This is a genomic window from Peribacillus sp. NPDC096379 (assembly GCF_044762875.1).
Taxonomy (GTDB): domain Bacteria; phylum Bacillota; class Bacilli; order Bacillales; family DSM-1321; genus Peribacillus.
Genome location: NZ_JBIWFD010000001.1, coordinates 156,854 through 177,506 on the forward strand (window position 1 = coordinate 156,854; position 20,653 = coordinate 177,506).

18 protein-coding genes and 1 riboswitch are annotated in these 20,653 nt (G+C 36.9%); of the genes, 11 read left to right on the forward strand and 7 right to left on the reverse strand.

What is annotated here, in order from left to right:
- Positions 1–111: 111 nt before the first annotated feature.
- The 5 genes from ACIQZI_RS00805 to ACIQZI_RS00825 all read right to left on the reverse strand — a co-directional run bounded on the left by ACIQZI_RS00805 (position 112) and on the right by ACIQZI_RS00825 (position 6,586).
- The gene (locus ACIQZI_RS00805) at positions 112–1,494 is read right to left on the reverse strand and encodes an LLM class flavin-dependent oxidoreductase (protein WP_403068176.1); all 1,383 of its coding nucleotides are present in this window, start codon (positions 1,492–1,494) and stop codon (positions 112–114) included.
- Positions 1,495–1,654: 160 nt separating this feature from the next.
- A complete protein-coding gene (locus tag ACIQZI_RS00810) occupies positions 1,655–2,323 on the reverse strand; it encodes a carboxymuconolactone decarboxylase family protein (RefSeq protein ID WP_062175923.1) in 669 nt (222 codons plus the stop codon).
- 207 nt (positions 2,324–2,530) lie between these two features.
- A complete protein-coding gene (locus tag ACIQZI_RS00815; RefSeq protein WP_403068179.1) occupies positions 2,531–3,823 on the reverse strand; it encodes an O-acetylhomoserine aminocarboxypropyltransferase/cysteine synthase family protein in 1,293 nt (430 codons plus the stop codon).
- Between the two features lie 25 nt (positions 3,824–3,848).
- Complete coding sequence (locus ACIQZI_RS00820; RefSeq protein ID WP_403068182.1) at positions 3,849–4,049, reverse strand: hypothetical protein; 201 nt, start codon at positions 4,047–4,049, stop codon at positions 3,849–3,851.
- Between the two features lie 1,160 nt (positions 4,050–5,209).
- A complete protein-coding gene (locus ACIQZI_RS00825; protein WP_403068185.1) occupies positions 5,210–6,586 on the reverse strand; it encodes an aminotransferase-like domain-containing protein in 1,377 nt (458 codons plus the stop codon).
- A 160-nt stretch (positions 6,587–6,746) separates the two neighbouring features.
- Here ACIQZI_RS00825 and ACIQZI_RS00830 point away from each other — a divergent pair, with 160 nt between their 5' ends.
- The 3 genes from ACIQZI_RS00830 (at position 6,747) to ACIQZI_RS00840 (ending at position 10,018) form a co-directional block, all read left to right on the forward strand.
- Positions 6,747–7,649 (forward strand): DMT family transporter, encoded by a 903-nt coding sequence (locus ACIQZI_RS00830; protein ID WP_403068188.1) that lies wholly within the window; start codon positions 6,747–6,749, stop codon positions 7,647–7,649.
- A gap of 195 nt (positions 7,650–7,844) precedes the next feature.
- On the forward strand, positions 7,845–8,456 hold the full coding sequence (locus ACIQZI_RS00835; protein ID WP_403071931.1) for an FMN-binding negative transcriptional regulator: 612 nt from the start codon (positions 7,845–7,847) through the stop codon (positions 8,454–8,456).
- A 365-nt stretch (positions 8,457–8,821) separates the two neighbouring features.
- Positions 8,822–10,018, forward strand: a complete 1,197-nt coding sequence (locus tag ACIQZI_RS00840) for an ABC transporter permease (protein ID WP_403068191.1) — start codon at positions 8,822–8,824, stop codon at positions 10,016–10,018.
- A 362-nt stretch (positions 10,019–10,380) separates the two neighbouring features.
- Here ACIQZI_RS00840 and ACIQZI_RS00845 read toward each other — a convergent pair whose 3' ends face one another.
- Positions 10,381–11,565, reverse strand: a complete 1,185-nt coding sequence (locus ACIQZI_RS00845) for an acyl-CoA dehydrogenase family protein (RefSeq protein ID WP_403068194.1) — start codon at positions 11,563–11,565, stop codon at positions 10,381–10,383.
- Positions 11,566–12,153: 588 nt separating this feature from the next.
- On the opposite strand from ACIQZI_RS00845, the gene ACIQZI_RS00850 reads away from it, so the two are divergent.
- From ACIQZI_RS00850 to thiE, 8 genes are all read left to right on the forward strand, one after another.
- Positions 12,154–13,029 (forward strand): transporter substrate-binding domain-containing protein, encoded by an 876-nt coding sequence (locus tag ACIQZI_RS00850; protein ID WP_403068197.1) that lies wholly within the window; start codon positions 12,154–12,156, stop codon positions 13,027–13,029.
- Between the two features lie 351 nt (positions 13,030–13,380).
- Entirely contained in the window at positions 13,381–14,088 is a 708-nt protein-coding gene (locus tag ACIQZI_RS00855; protein ID WP_403068200.1) for an amino acid ABC transporter permease, read from the forward strand.
- A 12-nt stretch (positions 14,089–14,100) separates the two neighbouring features.
- Entirely contained in the window at positions 14,101–14,814 is a 714-nt protein-coding gene (locus ACIQZI_RS00860; protein ID WP_403068203.1) for an amino acid ABC transporter permease, read from the forward strand.
- 22 nt (positions 14,815–14,836) lie between these two features.
- Positions 14,837–15,592 (forward strand): amino acid ABC transporter ATP-binding protein, encoded by a 756-nt coding sequence (locus ACIQZI_RS00865; RefSeq protein ID WP_062175951.1) that lies wholly within the window; start codon positions 14,837–14,839, stop codon positions 15,590–15,592.
- A gap of 182 nt (positions 15,593–15,774) precedes the next feature.
- Positions 15,775–15,879, forward strand: a riboswitch (TPP riboswitch).
- Between the two features lie 154 nt (positions 15,880–16,033).
- A complete protein-coding gene (thiW, locus tag ACIQZI_RS00870; RefSeq protein ID WP_403068206.1) occupies positions 16,034–16,555 on the forward strand; it encodes an energy coupling factor transporter S component ThiW in 522 nt (173 codons plus the stop codon).
- Entirely contained in the window at positions 16,524–17,321 is a 798-nt protein-coding gene (gene thiD, locus ACIQZI_RS00875; RefSeq protein WP_403068209.1) for a bifunctional hydroxymethylpyrimidine kinase/phosphomethylpyrimidine kinase, read from the forward strand. The genes thiW and thiD overlap by 32 nt, the downstream gene beginning before the upstream one ends.
- 13 nt (positions 17,322–17,334) lie before the next feature.
- Positions 17,335–18,156, forward strand: a complete 822-nt coding sequence (thiM, locus tag ACIQZI_RS00880; RefSeq protein WP_403068212.1) for a hydroxyethylthiazole kinase — start codon at positions 17,335–17,337, stop codon at positions 18,154–18,156.
- Positions 18,137–18,775 (forward strand): thiamine phosphate synthase, encoded by a 639-nt coding sequence (gene thiE, locus ACIQZI_RS00885; protein ID WP_403068215.1) that lies wholly within the window; start codon positions 18,137–18,139, stop codon positions 18,773–18,775. Before thiM ends, thiE begins: the two co-directional genes overlap by 20 nt.
- Positions 18,776–19,334: 559 nt before the next feature.
- Here thiE and ACIQZI_RS00890 read toward each other — a convergent pair.
- Positions 19,335–20,555: an ATP-grasp domain-containing protein gene (locus ACIQZI_RS00890; RefSeq protein WP_403068218.1), complete on the reverse strand. Its 1,221-nt coding sequence runs from the start codon at positions 20,553–20,555 to the stop codon at positions 19,335–19,337.
- Positions 20,556–20,653: the final 98 nt, after the last annotated feature.

Sequence of the window (20,653 nt, forward strand, 5' to 3'; positions counted from 1 at the left end):
TTACTATTAAAAAGTTAATTTAAGAGGGGATTATGGTAGAAAACTGTAATCCCCGCTATTTTCATTTGTATGGCTTAATAAAATGCTTATTCTAATTCTCTATACACATTCTTATACTTCTATTTTCGAGTGAATCTCTCGATATTGAGCTGCAGTATGATGGTCTGGTAAACGGTCATATCCAAACAGATTGTTACGGAAAGTGCCTTCTTCGTACTCTTTTCTTACGAGGCCACGCTCTTGTAAAATAGGAACGACGCCATCCACAAATTCTTCAAAGGTTCCAGGTGTGATTGCATAAGAAATATTAAATCCATCAATCCCAACTTCATCGATCCACTTTTCCATTGTATCTGCGACTTTTTCTGGCGTACCTACTTCAACATGACCGACAGAACCAATACCTACGAAATTAGCTAATTCTCTTACTGTCCATTGTTTATTCGGATCAACTTTTGTAAAGTTTTCAACTACAGACCTCATTGCATCATTATCTACATATTCAATTTTGTCATCTGGGTCATATGCTGAAAAGTCAATGCCCGTCCATCCACCTAATAGTGCCAAAGCGCCTTCGTAACTTATATGTTTTTTGTAGTCCTCAAATTTTTCTTCTGCTTCTTTCTGTGTGCGACCTAATATTGGTGTAAGTGATGAAAGGATTTTGATTTCATGTGGATTACGTCCGGCACGTTTTGCTTCTTCTCGTATGGAATCTACAGTTTTTTTCGTAATTTCTGCTGTCGGAGCACTAATAAATACAAGCTCAGCATGTTTAGCTGCAAACTTTTTTCCTCGGCTTGAAGCTCCAGCCTGAAAAATAACTGGTGTTCTTTGAGGAGAAGGCTCACTTAAATGTGCTCCAGGAACATTAAAGTATTTTCCTTCATGTCTAATGTCATGTACTTTTTCCGGATCTGCATATATTTTTCTTTCCTTGTCTACGAGAACAGCATCTTCTTCCCAACTACCCTCCCACAGTTTATAAACTACTTCCATGTATTCATCCGCAATTTCATAGCGTTCACTATGACTTATTTGCTGATCTAACCCGGTATTCACAGCAGCACTATTTAAATAAGAAGTAACAATATTCCAACCTATACGACCTTTCGTTAAATGGTCTAGTGTCGACATACGTCTTGCGAAAATGTATGGATGTTCATAACTTGTAGAAACTGTTAAACCAAAACCTAAATGTTTTGTCACTTGAGCCATAATAGGAACTACAAAAGCAGGGTCGTTAACTGGGACTTGGGCCCCTTGTCGAATTGCTGCATCACGTGAGCCTTGATAAACATCATATATCCCTAAAACATCTGCTAGAAAAATAGCATCAAATCGACCCTTTTCTAATACTTTAGCCAAATGTGTCCAATAATCAGTATCTTTATAGGTTGAGGATTTATCATTAGGATGCGTCCATAATCCTGGTGAATAAAGTCCAGCACAATTCATATCAAATGCATTTAAATAAATCCTTTTTTTTGTCATGTTATTAGTTCCTAACTTTTTAATTTATGATCACTGTCTTTCTAAGTAGACCTTAGGTGTTTTTCCTGGCATTAATTCTTTCCTGATTAAAAGCTGCTTTTTTTATGCAGATCTAACCCTCTATATCACTCTAATAAACGAATGTACATGATAGGAACGATTAATATGAATTTTCTGAATCAAATGCATTTAAAGCATTAACACTGTGAGCCAATGCTGAACCTGCTTTTAAAGCTGTTGCGACCATAATGGATTCAGCGACTTCTTCTTTAGTTGCATTTGCACGCTTTGCTCCTTTTGTATGAACGTCAATACAATATGGGCATCCTGTTGTGTGAGCAACTGCAACGGCGATTAATTCCTTTTCTTTAACGCTTAATCTTCCTTCTTTCATTGATTTTTGATCAAAATCAACAAATGAGCTAAAAATATCTCCATTTAGTTTTGAGAATTCTTTTAATCTGCTAAAGTAAGAGGCTTTGTATAAATCTTCGTCACCATTTCCATCATAAGCGTTTAAAGCATTTACACCATGAGCTAGTGCTGAACCTGCTTTTAATGCAGTGGCAACTAAAATCGCTTCTGACAGTTCTTCCTTAGAAATATCTTGTGATTTTCCGTTTTTTACATGAACCTCGATGCAGTATGGACACCCTGTTGTATGAGCTACGGCAATGGCGATTAATTCTTTTAACTTTTTTGTTAATTTCCCTTCTGATAACGCAAGTTTGTCAAATTGTACAAAGGCTTTGAATACTTCTGGTGCTAGGTCGCTTAATTCTCCAAGGCGATTGAAATAAGACTTATTATATAATCCATCATTACTCATCATTAATTCCTCCTAATATATATCTTAGTTGATGAAACTTTCTTTATTTTTTTCATTATTTGTAATAGAATGCAATCTAGTAACTGGGGTCACCATATATATCTACTAAGGGTCGGCTCTATTTTCAGTTCATCAAAGAACCGACATTAAAATCATACTAAAGCTAGGGCTTGTTATATTTAACAAAATATTAATAAAGTCTATTATCTATAGTATTAATACCTGTTGTGCTTTTACAATTGCTTGATCTAAATCAGAAATAATATCTTCTACTGCTTCTAGGCCAATAGATAAGCGAATGAGCTCTTCAAATACGCCTGCAACTTTTAATTCTTCAGCAGATAATTGTTGATGGGTCGTAGAAGCCGGGTGGATAATTAACGATCTTGCATCCCCTACGTTTGCTACATGTGAGAATAACTCTACGCTATCAATTAAGCGACTACCTGCTTCACGACCACCCTTAATGCCAAATGTCAAGATAGAGCCGTAGCCATTTTTCAAGTATTTGTTGGCAAGTTTATGTGATGGGAAGTTTTCAAAAGCATTATAGTTTACATATTCCACCGATGGGTGATCTTGTAAATATTTAGCCACTTTCAGTGCATTATCGTTTTGTTTGGTAACACGCAAATGAAGGGTTTCTAAACCTTGTAGGAAATTAAATGCTGCATCCGCACTTAATGTTGGACCGAAATCACGTAATAATTGAACACGCAGTTTTGTGGCAAATGCAGCATCCGCTGTGTCTATTCCATAACGTAAACCATGGTAGGATTTATCTGGTTCTGTAAAGCCGGGGAAACGGCCTTGTGTCCAGTCAAATTTACCCGCATCTACAACTACCCCACCAATTGTTGTACCATGTCCGCCAATCCATTTTGTTGCTGAATGTACGACTACATCTGCTCCAAAGTCAATTGGGTTTGAGCCATATGGTGATGGAAAAGTATTATCGATAATTAACGGTAAGCCATACTCATGTGCAATATTTGCTACTGCTTCAATATCTAAAATATTTAAACTTGGGTTACCAACTGCTTCTGCATAAATAGCTTTTGTTTTTTCCGTAATTGCTGCACGGAAGTTTTCTGGATTTGTTTCATCCACGAATGTTGTTTTAATACCATAATTAGGTAATGTGTTCGCGAATAAATTATATGTACCGCCGTAAAGTGAGCCAGCTGCAACGATTTCATCGCCTGCTCTAGTAATGTTTAAAATAGAAAATGCGATTGCAGCCATCCCTGATGAAAGTGCTACTGCAGCAGTTCCTTTTTCTAATAATGCTACACGTTTTTCAAATACGTCCACTGTTGGATTCATAATACGTGAATAAACATTACCTGGTTCCTGTAATGCGAAAAGACGTTGCGCATGGGCAGTATCTTGGAACTCATAAGCCGTTGTACGGTAAATCGGTACAGCGATTGCTCCTGTTACAGGATCAGGCTGTTGCCCACCATGTAATAATAGAGTTTCTGGTTTAAAATGTGTCATTGAATAAATCCTCCTAGTTAGATATTTAAGATTTGACATTACGGTAGCTAATTAATTTAATTGTTTCATTAAGACCTTCTTGATTAATATTTGTAGCTACTATTTTTGCCCCATGTTTTTCAAATAAAATAGCGTCTTCTCTACCTCGCCCATTCGCAGCTTCAGTAATAATAGCCACCTTATTTATTAATCTACTCATTCTTGTATTCCATACAATAAATTTCATAATTCGCTTTAGCCCCATGAAATACAAAACGATTATAAAACACTAAGTTAATATATCCTATAATTCATAGTTGAAAACTTTGTTTAAGGATATAACAATTCTATTGTTCGACACAATAATTATCAATTAATTTTAAATATTCCACCACTTAATAGTTTTGTTAATCTTTAAAATTATAGAGCCGAGGTGCAGCCCGATTTACCACGTCTGGATATCTCGCAGCCCATTCATACGTTTGTTATGCTCCCATGGATCAACCGCAAACAAATTATAATTCAGAAATTATTAACTTTTTCAGTATATTTAATCTCCCTTCGCGTTAAACAAAATTCAAAATTCAAATATTTATGTACCCAAGAAGAGAAGTAATTACAATAAACGATTCTCTTCTTAATTAGATGTAAGTTAAGTATGACATTGGTAAATCGATATAGCATAATACCTGAATTCTATCTCTTGGTATAGCTTTAAACTATATCTATAATTATTATTCTGCGATCACTTCATAAATATTGTTATTCCTCCTATTAAAAATAACTTTTCAACAATCTCCCTTTAATTGAATAATACAGTTGGAGTTTAAGGGTCAAAAGAAAACCCTATATTAATGCAGGGTTTATCAAATTTTGTTTTAAATTATCAAACAAAGAAGATAGGTGGGGGGACAAACTGCCCGTAAAGGTCCGATTGGTGAGATATAGTGAAACTTCCCTTTGTGTTTTTCAAAGGTTTAGTTGAGGCCCACAGGATGTGGGGCACACAGACGTTGCCGCAGGACGCGGCGCACTTAGTCTGTGATTCATTGAATCGGGTTCGTAGTGTCGCTTTATCTTTGCTGCGCGAAGGTATTAGCGACACTAGAACGGGATTAACAATCAGTGGGGAATGAAGAAAACCCTCACTGATTGAAGTTTCACTTTATCTATATTCTGAGTGGGCGTAGGAAATGGATCGAGTTTGAAATCGCTGGTTTAAATGAAAATTTACCTAGGGAGTGAACGTGTTCCTATCCTGTGGGAGGATTTTATTTAAAAGTTTGGAGATTTGGAGAGTAAATCTCCCTCAAATAATTCCTCAAATTCTTAGCCACATAAACAACTGTTTTGAGAATACTTTCTTAGCGTTGGAAATGCAGAGTCCTGATGCTACCCTTACCTATACTAAAAGAGTAAAAAGTTATTTGGAGCAATATGATTTTTTCTACTGTCAATTAAAGCAATGCAGTGAGCCAATTGCTCTACCCCTCGTTTAATTTGACTCTCGTCCACTTGAGAGATGCTTAATCGAAGGAGATTTTCCTTTTTATATTCTGGTAAAAACATTCTAGAGGCATCATCAACATATATATGCTGCTCGTTTAGCATATGAACTACCTGTTTTGCTGTCACATGCTCGGGCAAACTGATGGATAGATAGAACCCGGAAGTCGGTTTAGAAAAATGAGTATTAGCTGGTAGCAATAAGTCACATGCTTCTTTTAGGGTTTGCATTTTAGTACGGTAGACCTCTTTTACTTTTTTGAGATGGCTAGTAAACATCCCACTTTTTAAATAGATTTCTAGCGCACCTTGAGAAAGTGCTGAACTATTAAAATCCGAACTAAATTTATATCGTAAAAAATTGTTAATCATTAATGTAGGAAGAACGACAGTAGCAATCCTTAACCCTGGGAGAAAGATTTTCGAAAAGCTTTTAATATAAATGACTCTCCCAGAAGGATCAAAAGAAAATAAAGGATCTGATTTTGCATTTGGATCAAGGTCTCCTAAAAAATCATCTTCCACTATATATACATCGTATTTTTCAGCTAACTCAACGATTTTTTTCTTTTCGTTATTCGAGTAACAATGTCCAAGTGGATTGTGAAATCTCGGAATAATATAGAAAAATTTTATATCATTATTTCGAAAAATGTATTCCAGACGATCAAGATCAATGCCTTCCATCGATAACTCAATTCCAAAAGTATTGGCTTGTTGTAGATTGATGGACTCAATGAAGCCGAAATAAGTAGGCTGTTCAATTAGAATATTGTCTTTTCCATTTGGAAATGGCATGGAAACTAATAAATTAAGGGCTTGCTGTGATCCAGATACAACGACTACTCTTTCAGGTTGAGTGAACACCTGTAAATTCTGCAAATATTTCACGACCTGTACGCGTAGTGAGTACAGCCCTTGTTGATCGGAGTATGTAAAAAGCTCTTCTTTATATTGTTCAATTGCTTGATTCATACAATGTTGAAATTCAACATAAGGCATAATGCTTTTATCTGGACCAGCAGATAAGAAATCAATTACCTCATTTTCATTCTTCGCATTTTGAAATTCATTTACAACATAGTAGCCGCTTTTAGGAACAGAATAAATTAAATGCTCTTTTTCTAGTTCACTGTAAGCTTGAATGACCGTATTTTTGCTACATGAAAAATACTCAGATAACTGACGAACAGAAGGGAGTTTACTACCTGCGATGAGCGAGCCATCTGCTAGTCGAAGCTTAATTTCTTCCATTATTTTTATATATTTGGGGCTCATATATGGATTCTCCTTTAACTGAACCAGGACAGATGGGTAAAAGAATGGTTTATTTTATAATGTGTACCTATTAGTATTTTAATTATATTAGAACCATTTTTCAAGAAAAGTAAAAAATGGTACAGCTGTAATACAACATAAAGAGATAGGGGTAGGACAGATGCAAAGAGAAACCAGAGAGAAATTTGGATTATTGTTAGGATTAGTCGGTGTCATTTGTTTTAGTCTAACGCTTCCGTCTACAAGTATTGCAGTAGAGTATTTTGGGACTACGGTTGTCGGTTTAGGAAGAACAGTTGTTGCTGCTATTTTAGTAGCTGTGGTATTAATTGTTCGAAAAGAAAAGCTCCCTTCTTCTCGCCAATTCAAAAGTCTACTTATTGTTGCTGTGGGTGCAGTTTTAGGGTTTCCTCTTCTCACTTCTTGGGCAATGGAATCCTTGCCTGTTTCTCATGGAGCTGTGGAATTAGCCCTGTTACCATTAGCAACAGTCGGATTTGCTATGTTTAGGGCAGGTGAAATCCCTTCTCGCAAATTCTGGATTTCCAGTATAATCGGCTCTTTAGCTGTTATTATGTATGCCCTTCATCTTGGATTCGGTCAATTGCAATTTGCTGATTTAGCTTTACTCGCAGCAGTGATTATACTTGGACTTAGTTACGCAGAAGGTGGGAGATTAGCGAAAGAATTAGGTAGCTGGCAAGTGATTGCTTGGGCAATTATGATAGGTGCTCCATTTTTTATTATTCCAGTTGGGTTAAACCTTACAACCGAAATGCTCCATGCCCCAATACATGCTTGGATTAGTTTTATTTATCTCGCAGTGGTGAGTCAATTTCTAGCATATGTTGCCTGGTATAGCGGAATGGCTATGGGAGGAATAGCAAGAATTAGTCAGCTTCAATACTTACAACCATTTTTGATGATTCTATTTGCAACAGTATTTCTAGATGAATCCATCACAGTGTTCACGCTTGTAATAGCAGTGATTGTTGTCTTTTCTGTTATATTGGGCAAAAATGCTCCGGTATCAAAAAAAGGAGCTGTATTAGAGAAAAACTAACTGCCTGTTCAATTGGGATAGCTAAATAATTAAATATGAAAAGATATGAATCGTATGGCATATAGATTATGGAATGACCGAATTGTATTAGATGAAGAAGTTGTGATTGATAAAGAGGATCGTTGTAAAAAACGGTTATCTTATAGAATAATAATAAATTTAATGATAAGAAATGATTCTGAGAGGAGAAAAAACATGTATATTCCTGCACAATTTAAAATTAAAGACGAAACACTTGCTTTTGACATTATGAAGGAACATAGTTTTGCGACTCTTTTTTCTCAACATAATGGAAAGCCTTTTGCGACTCATTTACCGTTAATTTTGAACAAGGATCATTCATACTTATATGGACACTTTGCTCGTCCTAATCCTCAGTCGAAAGATATCCAAAATCAAACCGTTTTAGCTGTTTTTCATGGTCCGCATTGTTATATCTCCCCATCTTGGTATGAGACGAATAAAGCAGTACCAACATGGAATTATGTGACTGTTCATGTTTACGGAGAAGTCGAACTATTAGAGGATGAACATGAGTTAATGAACTCCTTAGATGATATGGTATTGAAGTATGAAGCTCCTGACAGTTCATACAGTTTACAAGATGTAGATGCTGAGTTTCTCGCTGGTATGAACAAAGGAGTTCAAGGATTCAAAATAAAAATCAACAAAATAGAAGGAAAAGCAAAGTTAAGTCAAAACCATCCATTGAAGAGAAAAGAGTTAATTGTTAATCAACTGGAACAGATTTCAAATACAGATGAGCAACAGATTTCATTATTAATGAAAGCAAACCTAAAAAAATAAGGTTGAATGTTACTACACGAACGGGAGTGTTGATCCAATAAGGATTAACGCCCTTTTTGTTGAACTTCTTTAGATCAATTCGTTGACGGAATATATGAGGTAATAAAAGTTTATGACGGAGATGTGTTTACATTAAAGGGACACTTATAGAACATTTTTACTAAAAGTACAGAGAAAATCAAACTAGTTTTAACAAGCCAAACTAAAAAGTCGGTTCCTTACGCGTAAGGAATTCGACTTTTTTTAGATTGAAATCTGCTTAGCGTATATCTCCGCGTTTTGTCGGTAGGACCCTTAATAATCATATTCAATATTGCGCATAACTAAGTGTAAATAAGTGAATGCGAAATATGGGGGATGAAATCGTGAAGCAATTATACAAATTAAGTTCTACTTGGTTTCCAATTTGGTTAATTTCATTACTCATGTTCATTATGGTAAGTGTTTACTTACCTGTTTTTAGTGGGGCGAATCAAAATTTAATAGATGTTCCTTTAATCGTTGTGAACGAAGATAGAGGCCATATGGGAGACGCTATTTTATTAAAACTTATAGAAAAGCAAAATGGAAATTCTTTTAAATGGGAAATCGCTAATAATAAGCAAGAAGCATTGAATGATTTAAAAAATGACAAAGCTTATGGTGCATTAATTATTCCTGCAAATTATTCAAAGGGTCTTTCTCAAGTACAAGAATTACTACTTTCAGGCAATGGCAATGGGAAAGCAGCAACGTTAGAAATTTTATTAAATGAGGGGGTTGGTCAATCAGCATCTATGATTGCTAGTAATACACTTCAAGCAGTTGCTTCTGCCACTTCTGAGGCGCTCAGCAGGAACTTTAAGAATGAATTAAATGAAAAAGGGATTACTCTATCCCCTGACAATGCCTTACTATTAGATACTCCTGTTAAGTTTACTATGAAAAATGTACTGGGGCTTCCGGTTAATCTAAATAAAGGAATGACTCCATTCGTGATGGCCCTTATTATTTCTATTACAGGGCTCATGGGAGCAAATATGATTCATGGATATCTTATGAGGGGAAACGGTATTCTAAAAAAGAATGAATCTTCATTAAGTGAATCAAAAATTCTGACGTCCGAATTGATATTTGGTGCAATTTTATCCTTTTGTGTCTCAGTTATTTTGCAATTATCGGTATTCGGATTTTTTGGAAGCTCCCATGCTACTAGCATACGGATTATTTTCTTGTTCACCTTTTTCTGTTGTATAACCATGTTCTTCTTATTTAAATCGCTTGCCCTGTTATTCGGTGGTTGGGGAATGTTGGTGATGTTCCCGGTAAATATTATGGGGATTTTTTCAAGCGGTGGAGCAATCCCTCTGTCAACCTTGCCAGTTGTTCATCGAATATTTAGTTCCATTCTACCTACTAGATATATGGTAGATGGAATGAGGGCGTTGCTTTATTATAACGGCAGAATGCAAGCGGGACTCGGAACAGCGTTATGGGCACTATCGATTTACTTTATTATTACTTTGGCTATCGTCATTACATTCATTAGAAATACGAATAGAAGACAAGGGCAAATAAGCTGATGAAAAGTCATTTGTTTATCATTCAAGGTTTCCCAAGTTGGTAGTAATGGTTTGCCTTAGCTTGACCTATAAAAGTAAATCTTTTAACAGCTGGTCTTACTGTCCTATAATCCAGTATCGATCCTTCCATTAAAAAATAATAGAAAGATCCCTCTGAATCGAGTGAATCAGGGGGATAACTTTTGCGTGAAAATAGTGATTAAGCGTATGTAACGGTTTTCTGTGAGGTATCCATTGCATGCTTTTTCTGATAACGCTGAAAAAACCAGATTGTACTAGCAAGCCAGAATCCATTAAAAAAAGAGCCTGGGGCCCCAATTGCAAAAGCAATTATGTAACTGATGCCAGACTCTTCCTACTAGTTATTTTGATGGTACATGTTGACTAAAATTAGCTTGATCTTGTTCAATAGCGGATAGTGCTAATCTTTTTATTGTTGCGTCATCCATTGGCGGATTGTGCAGTCCAGCTCTTACATCTCGATAGTATCTTTGTAAAGGATTAGTACGTTGAAGGCTTTTTGCACCGACAATCCGCATGGCTTTATCGACAATCGTAATCGCTGAATTTGTAACAATATGCTTAGCAGCCCCAAGCTCATTTGTGAGATGAACTCTTCGGGCTTCATCATCATAAGCCTCTGCAACGCTATATAAGAAATGTCTTGCTTTCATTAATTCTAAATCAATTTCTCCTAGAAGTTGTTGGACATTCGGTAGCTGGCTAATTGGTCCGTTTAGACTATTTGGCGAGTGAGATTTTGCAAATTGTACTGCGTAGTCACGAGCGGCTTGTGCAATTCCAAGATAACAAGCCGGAATGTGAAGAATCCAACCATTGATTGGACCTCCACTTGGCGTTTCGGGAAGCTCAACAAGTTTGGCATCATCAACTTTAACATTTTGAAGAACAAGATCATGGCTACCTGTCCCTCTCATGGAAATTACGTCCCATGTTTCATCAATGGTTAGTCCTTCTAAATCCTTATGAAGGAGAAAGAATCCAACCTTTTGTTGTTCTTCAATCCATGCAGATACAAGAAAATAAGTTAATACCGGAGACATCGTTGTGAACGTTTTCCGTCCAGTAATAACCCAAGAACCATCTTTTTTGACTGCGGTTGTTCCAGGGCGACCTCCTCTAGTTGGACTTCCTGTTTGCGCTTCACTGACAGAACGATTCACTAATGCACCGTTTTGAACTTCCCCAGCAAAGAAGGACAAGTTCTCATCATTCCAAAGTTTTTTCTCAAATAGTTCTCCAACAGCCCCCAGATTCCAGCCGATAGATAGTCCTGTGGTCGCATCAAAACTGGCCAGTGTTTCCTGAAAAAGGATCATGTCATAAACGGTTATCCCTTCTCCACCGTAAGCTTTTGGTAGCGTAAGACTTGTGTACCCCATATTCACTAAGTCTTGAATATTTTCTTTCGGAAACATTGCCAATTCATCAATTTGTGCAGATTTACTTTTAAACGTTGCTGCTTTGTCATGTAGTTTTTGTAACCATTTGTTTTGAAAGTCAGTTTTTATAAATAAATTAATCATGCTTTCCCTCCTGCTGGGTCTCATTAGATAAGTAGTCAAGGCGAAGTTTTTTATTAGTTGTCTATGTAAATAGATTAATTCGTATTATTCCTATTGGTTTAAATGATAACTTTGCAAAATTATACTGTCAATAAATTTAAAAAGCTTTATCAACATTCTAAATTTAATATCTCGTAAAAACTATACATCTAGGACTCATGGAAGTTTCATTTTATAGAAAATTCAAATAACTGATTGACTTTCAAATAGTATCAATCTATTATGTAAATAACTCATTTTCATACTTTACACACCTAAATAGTATGAATTAAACGGTAAAAGGTGGTGCGGCTATGTGCGGACAAAAGGTATGGCAAAACCTTCATATAAAATTAACTAGCTATGAAGAACGATGTTGTAGCTAAAGTTCGATGCAATAGTAAGATCATGAATAAAAAACATCGATGAGCGTCTGCTCTGAAGCCCGACGATGAAAAAGGTTCAGGTTCTAAAAACTGTATCACTTTATGAAGGTGGCGGTGCGAAGCCCCGCCCCTTTTCCACAGAACAAGCAATCATATAACAAATGATAAAAAGGGGATTTATATTATGAAAAATAAAAAGTTTTTACAAATAGTAGCAACAGGTTTAGCGGTGGTAACTCTATTAGCGGGATGCGGATCAAATGCATCATCTGGTACAGAATCTGACACTACAGCAGGCAATGACTCAAAAGTCAAAAAAGTAAAAGTAGCCTATGACCAAGCGTCAAAACCAATGACTTGGTTAGATGAAAACGGAAATGCAACAGGATATGATGTAGAAGTTATGAAATTGGTGGATGAATTACTACCAGAATACGAATTCGAATACGTTGGAACGTCAAGTGACGACTTATTAGTAGGGGTAGAACAAGGTAAATATCAAGTAGGTGTTAAAAATGCTTTCTGGACACAGGAAAGAACGGAGAAATTTATCTTTCCGAAAGAATTCATAGGGTTGAGCAGTGCAGGCCTTGTGTTAACGAAAGAAAATGAAAAGATTAAAACTCTATCAGATTTTGCAACAGCTGGCTATTCGCTAGCACCCATTGCCGCTAACAACGCGCAATATACAATTGTGGATGAATATAATAAAGCCAATCCAGATAATCAGGTGAAATTGAAAGCTGGAGATGCATTTACAGTGGACGTGGTTCAATGGGTAAATGAAGGTCGTGTAGACGGTGGTGTAATCATTGAGAGTGCATTTGAAAAGCAAGTAACAGCTGAAGATGGTCCTTATCATAATCTAGTAAATGACGTTGTTTACAATGAGTTCGCAGTCATCAAAACTTGGCCATTGTTCAATAAAAAAGAACAAGAATTTGCAGATGCTTATGATGAAGCAATTAAAAAGCTAAAAGAAGAAAAGAAGACAAATGAGTTAAGTTCAGAATTCTATAGTAGAGATTTGTTCGAGGTATTAGATACTGTAGAAAGATAATAACAGTGTGATCGAACATAGTCTTAAAAAAATTCAATCATTCAGACTAAAACTTGTCACTTTCTTATTTTAGGTTGTTGGGTGTGATACCCAATAAATCTTACTAATTAAGAAGTGACAAGTTTTTGTTTGCAGACATGGGGACTTAGGCTTCGCGACTTATTAATATATACAATCTACCTCGTAAATATACTTACTTTATTAAGAAAGTATTACAAAATCCAGCTACGCACCGCCGCCATTGTGATTAGGCGAGTATAGCGTGCTATAGGATTAATCCTTCACGGTAAATGGTGGCGTTTTAACGCCACTCGGGTTTTGTATGTAAGAAAAAGAAGAGGGTGGTAGAGCATGGAAAAGTATTTTGATGTTACATACATAGTAGAATCATTACCAATGTTACTTCCATTTCTTAAAGTGACATTTTTGGTAGCTGGTCTATCGGTTCTTTTCGGGACCCTCTTAGGTTTCATTCTAGCAGCAATGAAAATAGGGAATAGTAAGATTGCTAAGAAAATCGCCTATGGATATACAACCATATTACGATGTACCCCGTCCATTGTTCTGCTATTTCTAACGTATTATGGGATTCCAGCCATTGCAGGTAATTTTGGGGTCAACTTAAATGATGTTGATAAGATAGTCTTTGTTGTCATAACCTTCTCGCTTCAATTTGCAGCTGCTATGTCTGAGGTAATTAGAACCTCGTATGAATCAATCGACAAAGGGCAATTTGAGGCGGCAGTAAGTGTAGGCTTAAGTCCTTCACAAGCGTACAGAAGAATTATTTTTCCACAGGCTTTTGTCGTCGCATTACCGAACTTTGGTAACAGCTTACTTGAGTTGATGAAAGAAGGGGCTTTAGCTTATACAATCGGGCTGATCGATATCATGGGAAAAGCAGAGCTTATTATCGGTGCGAACTATAATACGCATGCCTTAGAAATCTATCTTGCCTTAGCGGTGATTTATTGGATCCTTTCGATTGCGATTGAACAACTATTTTTAAAATTAGAAAAGGTGTTTAGTAAAGGAAAACAAGTGATTAAAACTACATAAGGGGGTGACAGTGTGTCGGAAGGTCTAAATTATCAGTTTTTAGTGGATACATTTTTTGTTGCCTTATCTGGGGTGCCTATAGCACTGATTATTACGATTGTATCATTACTGATTGCTTTGCCATTAGGTTTTTTACTTGCCTTAACAAGAATCAATCGGATTCCGGTTTTAAATCGTTTTGCACAAATATATGTTTCATTTGTAAGAGGAACACCTGTCATTATTCAAATATTTATCATCTATAGCAGTGTCCCTTTATTGCTTGCTTCGATATTTGAAAAATATAACATCAACATGAATGTGTACGATGTCAATCCAATTTGGTACGCTTTCATTGTTTTCTCATTGAATACGACAGCGATTCTTATCGAAGTGTTCCGTTCAGCTTTAAGCACAGTAAGCAAGGGACAATTGGAAGCAGCTTATTCTGTTGGATTAACGAATGTGCAAGCATTTAGAAGAATCATCATTCCACAGACATTAGTTGTCGCCTTACCAAATATTTGTACAGCAACAGTCAATTTAATTAAAGCAACATCTTTAGGGTATGCCATGTCTCTGCAAGAAATTACATTAAGAGCCAAGGTGGCAGCCAATGTCGGCTACAATTATGTTGAGGCTTATATTGATATCTTCCTTGTCTACTTGATTTTATGTAGTTTAGTAGAGTATTTATTTAAGGTATATGAAAAACGATTAAGAAGGTATAAAGCAGTAAATGTCTGAAATGAAATAGGAGGTGGATATGATGTTAGAGATTACAAATATCCATAAATCGTTTGGTAATAATGAGATTTTAAAAGGCGTGGATTTACAAATAGACAAAGGGGATGTTGTGGTAATCCTTGGACCAAGTGGCTCCGGAAAAACAACATTACTTCGCTGCATTAATTTTCTTGAAAAAGCAGACCAAGGGCATGCCATTTTTGGCGATATTGATGTCAATCTTAAAACAGCGTCCAAAAAGCAAATTCATGAAATTAGGCAGAAAGTGGCCTTTGTATTTCAAAATTATAATTTATTTAATAATAAAACGGCATTGGAAAATGTAACAGAAGGGCTGATTATCGGAAGAAAAGTGGCAAAAGATGAGGCGATTGAAATTGGCAAAAAAGCATTGGATAAAGTAGGCCTGGCAGAAAAGTATCATGCATACCCGAGTGAATTGTCAGGTGGGCAACAGCAAAGGGTTGGTATAGCAAGAGCGGTCGCTTTAAATCCAGATATCATTCTATTTGACGAACCAACCTCTGCACTAGATCCAGAACTAGTCGGTGAAGTGTTGACCGTCATGAAAAATATTGCCAATGAAGGAACAACGATGCTAGTCGTCACGCATGAAATGTCGTTTGCGAAAGATGTAGCCAATAGAGTGATCTTTATGGATGCCGGCGTTGTAGTAGAAGAAGGAACACCTAAAGATATTTTTGTGAATCCAAAAGAAGAACGAACAAAGAAGTTCTTAAAAAGGGTTTTGCCGGAGGATTATATCTTTTACATTTAATAACATTATTTGTAGGGCTTTTTCTGTTGAAAAAGGGGCGGAGGTATTACTGCCCGTTAATGCGGGATAAATAAGCGCTACATGAATCCAATTTTCCTATCTCGCCTTAAAAAAATATCAATTTCAAATTTTCAGGCATTGCATTTTTGTTCCAGCGTGGTATGATGACAGTAATTAAATATACATTGCACTAGGGGAGTCTTTAAGAGGCTGAGATGGAACGTTGTTCTAGACCCTTTGAACCTGAACCGGATCATGCCGGCGGAGGGAAGTGGAGATATTAGCTCAGTTAGTTTATATGTGGATATCTACCCCTTTCCTACTTTCAGGAAGGGGGTTTTTGGTTTTATTTCAGAGTGTGTGGCTTTTTAAAACAAATCACTTAAAATGCTCCAAACTATTTTGGCCAATGTATGGGGCACACAAAAAGGAGATGAAACGATGAATTCTATTAGAAAGCTCACACTTACTGCCATGATTACAGCATTAACAGCACTGACTAGTTCCTTTGTCTTTATTCCGATGGGCTTTGCCAAAATCTTTCCGATCCAACACTTAGCGAACGTATTAACGGCCGTTATGTTAGGTCCTGGCTATGCCATTGGTCAAGCTTTGCTCGTCTCTATTATTAGAAACATGGCTGGAACGGGTTCTATCTTTGCTTTTCCAGGGAGTATGATGGGGGCTTTGCTTGCAGGACTATTATTCAGGTATACAAATAAGATTGGTTTCGCTTGTGTAGGTGAGGTCATAGGTACCGGGATTATCGGAGCGCTTGCCTGTTATCCACTTGCCCTGTTGTTTTTAGGGAAAAAAGTGGCTTTGTTTGGCTTTTTACCAGCGTTTTCAATTAGTTCTTTAGCAGGAGCAAGTATTGCGTTTATTTTATTAAAAGTGTTCTTGAAAAATAAATATTTGGAGGGGTTACTCTATGAAAACAGCACTTACAATCGCAGGCTCTGATTCAGGAGGAGGAGCGGGAATTCAAGCCGATTTAAAAACATTTTCTGCCCATCATGTGTTTGGCATGTCGGTTATCACAGCTGTCACCGCCCAAAATACGGTAGAGGTTCGTTCGATTCAAACGATGAGCCAAGAAATCATTCGCGACCAAATATCTGCCGTTTTTGACGATATTGAAGTTCATGCTGTGAAGATTGGGATGCTCGGTTCGGCCGAAACGATCGAAACGGTTGCCGAAATGCTTGATACATATAAACCTCAGTACATTGTCCTTGATCCAGTCATGATTGCTAAAAGTGGGGATCAACTTCTGGAGGAGGATGCTGTAGAAGCGTTGAAAAAGCGCTTGCTCCCAATGGCTACGCTCGTTACTCCTAATATACCAGAGGCGGAAATGCTAGCGGGAATAACGATTCAATCTAAACAAGATTTATATGAAGCATGCCAGATTATCGAGCAATTAGGAGCGAAGGCCATCTTGTTAAAAGGAGGACACTCTGCCGGAGATCCAAATGATCTTTTTTATGATGGGACAAATTATTCATGGTTGAATGGTGAAAGAATTCATACGAAAAATACACACGGGACGGGCTGTACCCTTTCATCAGCCATTGCGGCAAACTTGGCAAACGGACTTGAAATCGAGGATGCCATCCGTCAATCAAAAGAATATATTACGCAAGCTATCCGTGACAGCTTTGCCATTGGGAATGGCCATGGTCCAGTCAACCATTTCTATCAATTTCAGAAAGTACACCAATCATAAAAATTTGGAGGGAATGACTGTGCAAAATAGAATCGAATTATTATTCAAGAAAGTCCGAAGTGCCAATCCGCTTGTTCATCATATAACCAATTCGGTCACAATCAATGACTGTGCGAATAGTACCCTTGCCATTGGCGGCTCTCCTGTTATGGCATCTAGTGTCAATGAGGCCGCAGATATGGCGAAAATTGCAAATGCACTTGTCTTAAATTTAGGGACGCTTAACGCCGATTCCTGTGAAGCAATGATTTTAGCTGGAAAAGCTGCTAACTCTGCACATATCCCGGTCATTCTTGATCCTGTTGGCGCTGGGGCAACACCTTATCGAATCGAGATGGCTGAGAAGATTCTTCATGAAGTGAGGATGAGCATTATTAGAGGGAATGCCAGTGAAATTTATAGTTTAATAGGAGGGAAAAGTCAGACGCGAGGTGTTGATTCAGGTACGGTATCTCTAGCAGGAGCGGACCTTGCTGCGCGGGCAGCGGTAGAACTAAACAGTACAATCGTTGTAAGTGGTAGAACAGATGCAATTAGTAACGGTGAAACGACTGTTTTAGTGAACAATGGCGATCCGATATTGACGAAAGTGACAGGAACAGGCTGTATGGCGACTTCATTAATTGGTTGCTTTGCAGGGGTTACAGATCAGATGCTTGATGCAGCAGTAGCGGGAATTTCCGTCATGAGTATTGCTGGTGAATTAACTGCAAAGAAGCTATCAGAAGGAGAAGGAACTGGGACTTTCCGAATGAAATTAATTGATACGATCTCGCTGATGAACGGAGCGACTTGGATGAAGGAGGTACAATTACATGAGTATGCTACGAGATAATCTTAGCCTCTATCTTGTCACAGAGGAATCGATCCCGCTTGGAAAGCTTGAGCAAATTATTGAAGAGGCCATTCTTGGAGGAGTTACAGCTGTTCAATTAAGAGAAAAAACAGCCGATGGAAAAGTCTTTTATGAAAAAGCGTTAAAAATTAAACAATTACTTGCGGCTTATTCCATTCCACTTTTCATAAATGACCGCGTTGATATTGCGCTTGCAGTAGAAGCAGAAGGCATTCATATTGGGCAAAGTGATATCCCTTTATCTGTCGTAAAGAAACTAGTTCCTGTGTCTATGAAGATAGGTGTCTCTGTTAAAAATGTCCAACAAGCCTTGATTGCTGAAGCAGAGGGAGCTGATTATATTGGGGTAGGTTCAGTCTTCCCAACTGTAACAAAAAAGGATGCTTCAATGCTACAGCATGGAGCACTGAAAATGATTTGCCAAGCTGTTGCCATTCCAGCTGTCGCGATTGGAGGCGTAACCTCTGCCAATCTTCCACAAATTCTCGATAGCGGTATTTGTGGTGCAGCGATTGTATCGGCGATTATGAAAGCAGATGATCCGAGAGAAGCAGCGGAAATTTTAAAAAAACAAATGATGACAGCAATAGTTCTCTAATAATTTGGCAGTTCGATTATATATCGTTTATATGACATGGTAAACGATGTATAGAGTGTGAGGTCATAACCTATAAAATAACTTTTGTCTCTTTTGCATTTCACCAAGTTAAAACAAGCTGATAAGAATCACATGTATATGATCCCTTTCGCTGTAACGCCAGTGCTATTACTATTACTGAAGAAATCACTAAAAATAAAAAATGCGAAAGTCTATGAAAATGACTTTCGCAAAAGGATAAGCTTTTACAAACATAGGTATGATGCTCATGTCTTTTTATATTTTACATCTACTTACTATTTTTTTTAGTACTAGAATAAACCGATCATAACCTCTAACTTCATTTACATTAGAAGCACGGAGTAAATCCTAGACGTTTTAATCATTATGAGACAATTTAATTTTCATTTGATTCATAGGGATTCATGTGAAAATTGAAGCACTATATTTTGAATAACTCCAGTTAGACGTTTTAGTGGCCTATATAGGCTGTCCAATTTGTAAAAGAGAAATGGAACTAAAGGCGATTCTTGTTTCTTTCAGGTTTTGCCCGTAATCATTATAGTTTTTCAATATTAAAACGAATCTCTTTAGCTGCTGCTATCGCCATTTGTTTCGCTTCTTCTTTATTATATGAGGAGGCTAACACGTATCCATAACGATCTCCCATCGATAAAGGGGGCCGTAATATCTTTCCTTTGCGTGGTTTTATAAACACTTCTTGCACCCCTGGATATTTACTAGCACGATTTTTCCCGGTAACACTAACCAATTTACCCTCAATATCTACAGTTAGATACTGTACATACACGTACTTACGATGTTTGATTGTAAGATTCGGCTGATTACCTAAAAATAACTGAATGGTTTCTTCTACTAAATTAATGCCATATCCCACCTCAATCAAGCGATTCATGGCACCGCCAGAAATTCTAGGGTTAATCTCGATTAATTTCCATCTCCCTCGAACGAGACGCAATTCGAGGTGACACGCACCGTTTTTCATGTCAAAAGCTTCTACAATTGTACAAACTGTTTCATAGAGATGATCAAAAAACTGTTTGTCCATATAAGCTAACAAGCTATATCCTGTTACGATAAAACGTTCTTGGAACGTAATTTCTTGTTCAATAACAGCTACGATAGTAATAGTTCCATCGTGTACTAATGTTTCAACTAAATACTGAGGGCCTGTTAAAAATTCTTCGATTAAAATAGGTGTATCATTATACTTATTTAATAGTTTATTTATTGCTAAGTTTAGTTGAAAGATGTCATTTGCCAGTAAGACATCTTTCGATCCAGCTGAAATAGGAGATTTCACTATTAATGGTAGATGATTTTTTTGTTCCTTAAGGAAATCTTTTGAGGAATCTTCTGGTGTATAAACGGTAAAGTAAGGTGAAGATCGGAGGCTTTTAAGAAGATTTCTTGTTAAAACTTTATCCTCCATATTCAGGATTGGATTTGTAGAAACAACGCTTGTACAGAATTTTTCTTCTAAAGCTGCTGCGATGTTTACATAGGGATCTACGAAACTTAAGATTGCCTGTATCACTAGTCCGCGATTTTGTAATTTTTGAATCCCTTTTGTTAACGCCTCAAAATCAGATAGCTCTGTGAAGATCATTTGATGAACATCGGGAAATTCCAATCTTTGATCAATAAAATGCTGTCTATTTGTAAATAGCACGGTTAAATAGCCAAGACGCTCTGCAGCTTTTATAGCTTCTCTGCTGGATCCTGATTTATTAGAGCTAATAAAGATAATCGTATTCATAAAGTCATGTTACCCCACCTGTCTCTGCTGTTTTAAATCTATACTCATAGAATATATAAGTTGGTCTAATATTGTTCTCAATAATTTGAAAAATAGGA

Bases quoted from the DNA above. Each gene is read 5' to 3' on its own strand.
- ACIQZI_RS00805 (WP_403068176.1), bottom strand. From the start codon at position 1,494: ATGACAAAAAAAAGGATTTATTTAAATGCATTTGATATGAATTGTGCT.
- ACIQZI_RS00810 (WP_062175923.1), bottom strand. From the start codon at position 2,323: ATGAGTAATGATGGATTATATAATAAGTCTTATTTCAATCGCCTTGGA.
- ACIQZI_RS00815 (WP_403068179.1), bottom strand. From the start codon at position 3,823: ATGACACATTTTAAACCAGAAACTCTATTATTACATGGTGGGCAACAG.
- ACIQZI_RS00820 (WP_403068182.1), bottom strand. From the start codon at position 4,049: ATGAAATTTATTGTATGGAATACAAGAATGAGTAGATTAATAAATAAG.
- ACIQZI_RS00825 (WP_403068185.1), bottom strand. From the start codon at position 6,586: ATGAGCCCCAAATATATAAAAATAATGGAAGAAATTAAGCTTCGACTA.
- ACIQZI_RS00830 (WP_403068188.1), top strand. From the start codon at position 6,747: ATGCAAAGAGAAACCAGAGAGAAATTTGGATTATTGTTAGGATTAGTC.
- ACIQZI_RS00835 (WP_403071931.1), top strand. From the start codon at position 7,845: ATGTATATTCCTGCACAATTTAAAATTAAAGACGAAACACTTGCTTTT.
- ACIQZI_RS00845 (WP_403068194.1), bottom strand. From the start codon at position 11,565: ATGATTAATTTATTTATAAAAACTGACTTTCAAAACAAATGGTTACAA.
- ACIQZI_RS00850 (WP_403068197.1), top strand. From the start codon at position 12,154: ATGAAAAATAAAAAGTTTTTACAAATAGTAGCAACAGGTTTAGCGGTG.
- ACIQZI_RS00855 (WP_403068200.1), top strand. From the start codon at position 13,381: ATGGAAAAGTATTTTGATGTTACATACATAGTAGAATCATTACCAATG.
- ACIQZI_RS00865 (WP_062175951.1), top strand. From the start codon at position 14,837: ATGTTAGAGATTACAAATATCCATAAATCGTTTGGTAATAATGAGATT.
- thiW (WP_403068206.1), top strand. From the start codon at position 16,034: ATGAATTCTATTAGAAAGCTCACACTTACTGCCATGATTACAGCATTA.
- thiD (WP_403068209.1), top strand. From the start codon at position 16,524: ATGAAAACAGCACTTACAATCGCAGGCTCTGATTCAGGAGGAGGAGCG.
- thiM (WP_403068212.1), top strand. From the start codon at position 17,335: ATGACTGTGCAAAATAGAATCGAATTATTATTCAAGAAAGTCCGAAGT.
- thiE (WP_403068215.1), top strand. From the start codon at position 18,137: ATGAGTATGCTACGAGATAATCTTAGCCTCTATCTTGTCACAGAGGAA.
- ACIQZI_RS00890 (WP_403068218.1), bottom strand. From the start codon at position 20,555: ATGAATACGATTATCTTTATTAGCTCTAATAAATCAGGATCCAGCAGA.